The sequence below is a fragment of the Sulfitobacter sp. genome (assembly GCF_041552635.1).
Taxonomy (GTDB): domain Bacteria; phylum Pseudomonadota; class Alphaproteobacteria; order Rhodobacterales; family Rhodobacteraceae; genus Sulfitobacter.
On sequence record NZ_JBFEKM010000281.1, the window covers coordinates 1 to 3,157 of the forward strand.

General features: G+C 61.0%; 2 protein-coding genes. Both read right to left on the reverse strand.

Going from position 1 to position 3,157, the window contains the following annotated elements:
• Positions 1–122: 122 nt before the first annotated feature.
• Positions 123–1,430, reverse strand: a complete 1,308-nt coding sequence (locus ABYT07_RS20000) for an HlyD family type I secretion periplasmic adaptor subunit (protein ID WP_372993765.1) — start codon at positions 1,428–1,430, stop codon at positions 123–125.
• Positions 1,427–3,157 (reverse strand): type I secretion system permease/ATPase, encoded by a 1,731-nt coding sequence (locus tag ABYT07_RS20005; RefSeq protein ID WP_372993766.1) that lies wholly within the window; start codon positions 3,155–3,157, stop codon positions 1,427–1,429. The genes ABYT07_RS20000 and ABYT07_RS20005 overlap by 4 nt, the downstream gene beginning before the upstream one ends.

Sequence of the window (3,157 nt, forward strand, 5' to 3'; positions counted from 1 at the left end):
CCCACCGCACAGACGCACAGTTTGATGCATGCGCGCTGCGCCGGTTGGGGCTGGTGGCGGTGGGGCGCGCCTTTGCGGTGGATCTGGCTGTGCGCGAAGTGGCGTTTTTTGCCTAACGCACCTTACCTGAACGCCTTGTTGAAATAGTCGGTCAGCGGTTTGGCAAGATAGCTAAGCGGGGAGCGTTCAGCGGTGCGGATGAAGGCCTCGACGGGCATGCCGGGCAGCAGTTTTTGGCCGCCAAGCTTGTCCAGCTCTTCCTCGTTGGGCAGCAGTTCCGCGCGGTAGAAGGATTGTCCGGTGACCTCGTCCTTGAAAACATCCGCAGAAATCCGCGACACCTGACCGAAGATTTCCGGGGTGGTGCGCTGTTCAAAGGCGACAAAGCGCAGGGACGCTTCTTGGCCGACATGGACCTGATCAATGTTGATGGACTCAATCCGTGCGGCCACCACAAGCGGCTGATCCTGAGGAATCACATACATGATCGGGGCTGCAGGCGACAAAACCGCCTGCAATGCGAATATCTGTGAATCGTAGACCACGCCGGAAACGGGGCTGCGGATTTCCATCCGCGACAGGGTTTCGCGCAAGGACAAACGACGCTCTGCCAGCTCGATCTCGCGGTATTGCAGATCGCTTAGGGTCGTGTTCGCCTCTTCGCGCCGGGTCGTGGTCAGCTTGAGAACCTGGATTTCCAAGGCCGCAATCTGGCCGCGCACTTGCGCAAGCGTTGCCTTGAGGCTGCCGATCTCGCCCAGAAGCCGGGCCTGTTCGCGCTGCAGCGATGACACCCTTGATGCCTGCGCCAGCCCCTTTTCCAACAGCGATTGCGCGTCTTCCAATTCACTCAGGATCAGCTCTTGCTGGGTTTGAAACGCGGCCAGTTGCGCCTCGGTGCCCTCGATCTGGTTGTTGGCCTGCGCGATCTGTTCCGATATCTGGTCGGCTTCGCGGGTCAGGGTTTCGGCGCGCGCAAAGAACAGGCTGCGCTGGCCCTTGATCATCTTGGCAATCTCGGGGCTGTCTGCCTGCGCCTCGACCAGATCCTCGGGCAGCTCGATTTTGTCCAACCCGTCACGTTCTGCGACAAGGCGGGCCTGACGTGCCTTGATCTCGAACAGCTGGCCTTGAACGATGGCAAGCTCCGATTGCAGCAAGCTATCATCCAGCCGCATCACCACATCACCGGCCATAATCGTATCACCGTCTTTGGCAAGGATTTCCCCCACCACACCGCCTTGGGGATGTTGCACCACCTGACGGTTGCTTTCGACCTGGATCATCCCCGAGGCGATCACCGCCCCCGCGATCCGCGCTGTCACGCTCCAGACTCCCAACACACCCACCAGCACGACCAGCGCGCCGAAGCCGATGCTTAGCGGGATCCAGGCGCGCCATGCTTTTTTCTTTGGTTGATCTGCGGTCATGATGCTGCCCCCGCTGCGATGGTTTGCTTGACGCTTTCCGCATTGCGCAACATGGCCTGCATGACCTCGTCGCGCGGGCCGTCGGCCTTGACGCGGCCTTGTTCGAGCACCAGCAAACGGTCGCATTCCGCAATCGCCGCGGGGCGGTGGGTCATGATCACAACGGCCCGGTCGGCCCGTTTGAAATCACGCACCGCACGGTTCAGCGCCTCTGATCCTTCGCCATCCAGCGCCGAATTGGGTTCATCCAGCACCAGCAACACCGGATCGTTATAGAATGCCCGCGCCAAGGCGATGCGCTGGCGCTGCCCCCCCGACAGCTGGCTGTCTTGTCCCTGAACCACGGTTTTATAGCCATCCGGCAAGGTCAGGATCATCTCGTGGGCGTTGGCCTTTTGCGCGGCCTCGATCACTTTGGCCTCGTCCGGCATCATCGACATGCGCGCGATATTTTCGGCCACCGTGCCGTTGAACAGCGTGACTTGCTGCGGCAGATAGCCAATGAACGACCCCAGATCATCAGGGTCATATTGGTCCAGCGTGGCCCCGCCCAGACGGATTTCCCCCGTGCTGGGCCGCACCAGTGCCAGCATGGTCTTGGCCAGCGTGGATTTGCCCGACCCGGATTTGCCGATGATCCCCAGAACCTGCCCCGGTGCCACCTGAAAATTGATGTTGGACAGGGTCAGCTGCTTGGCATCGGGCAGCATGACCGAAAGCCCTTTCAGCACCACATGTGCGGCAGGTTTCGGCAGCTTCATCGCCTCGCTCTCGGGGGGGGTGGATTGCAGCAATTCGCCCAGCAATTTCCAGCCGCGCATCGACCGCTGCACCAGATGCCATTGTCCGATCGACTGTTCAATCGGGGCCAAAGCGCGCCCCAACAAGATCGACCCGGCGATCATCGCACCCGCCGTCAATTCGCCTTTCAACACCAACCACGCACCGACAGCCAGCATCGCGGATTGCAAAAACAGCCGGAAGGTCTTGGTCATGGCCGCAAACAGGCCGGTCCAGTCGCTGGCGCGGATCGTTTGATCCAACGCGCGGTCGCGCATGATGTGCCAGCGGCCCGCCATCATGCTGTTCATCCCTTGCGAACGCACGATTTCGCTGGCCAGCCGCGACTGCTCTGCAAAGGCCTGCGCGCCTTGGGACGCCATCTGCGCCTCGCTGGATTTGCGTCGGGTCAGCCACGAGTTCAGCAAGGTGATCACGATCAGAGCCGCGCCCCCGCCAATAGCCATCCACCCCAGAATCGGATGGAAGATAAAGATCGCAGCCATAAAAAGCGGCGTCCAAGGCACATCGAACAGCGCCAGCATCGCCGGCGACGTGAACACCGCCTGCATGGTTTCCAGATCGCGCAGGCCCGATACCGGCGAGGCGCGGAATTTGGGCGCAATCGACCGCTTCATCTCGGCGGCGAAAACCCGGTCGTCCAGACTGGTCTGGAACCGCGCCCCGAACCGGGCCAAAACCCGCCCGCGCGCATAGTCCAAAACCCCCATCAACCCGTACAGCAACGCCACCAGCAAGAACAATGCCACCAGCGTTTCCTCGGAACGCGACGCCAGCACGCGGTCATAGACCTGCAGCATGAACAAGGGGCCCGTCAGCATCAAAATGTTGACGAAAACGCTGAACAAGAACACCGCAAGCAGCAGCCCCGCACCATTGCGCCGCGCCTGACGCAACTCAGGCAATCCGTATTTCGCTCTATTCAC

Bases quoted from the DNA above. Each gene is read 5' to 3' on its own strand.
- ABYT07_RS20000 (WP_372993765.1), bottom strand. From the start codon at position 1,430: ATGACCGCAGATCAACCAAAGAAAAAAGCATGGCGCGCCTGGATCCCG.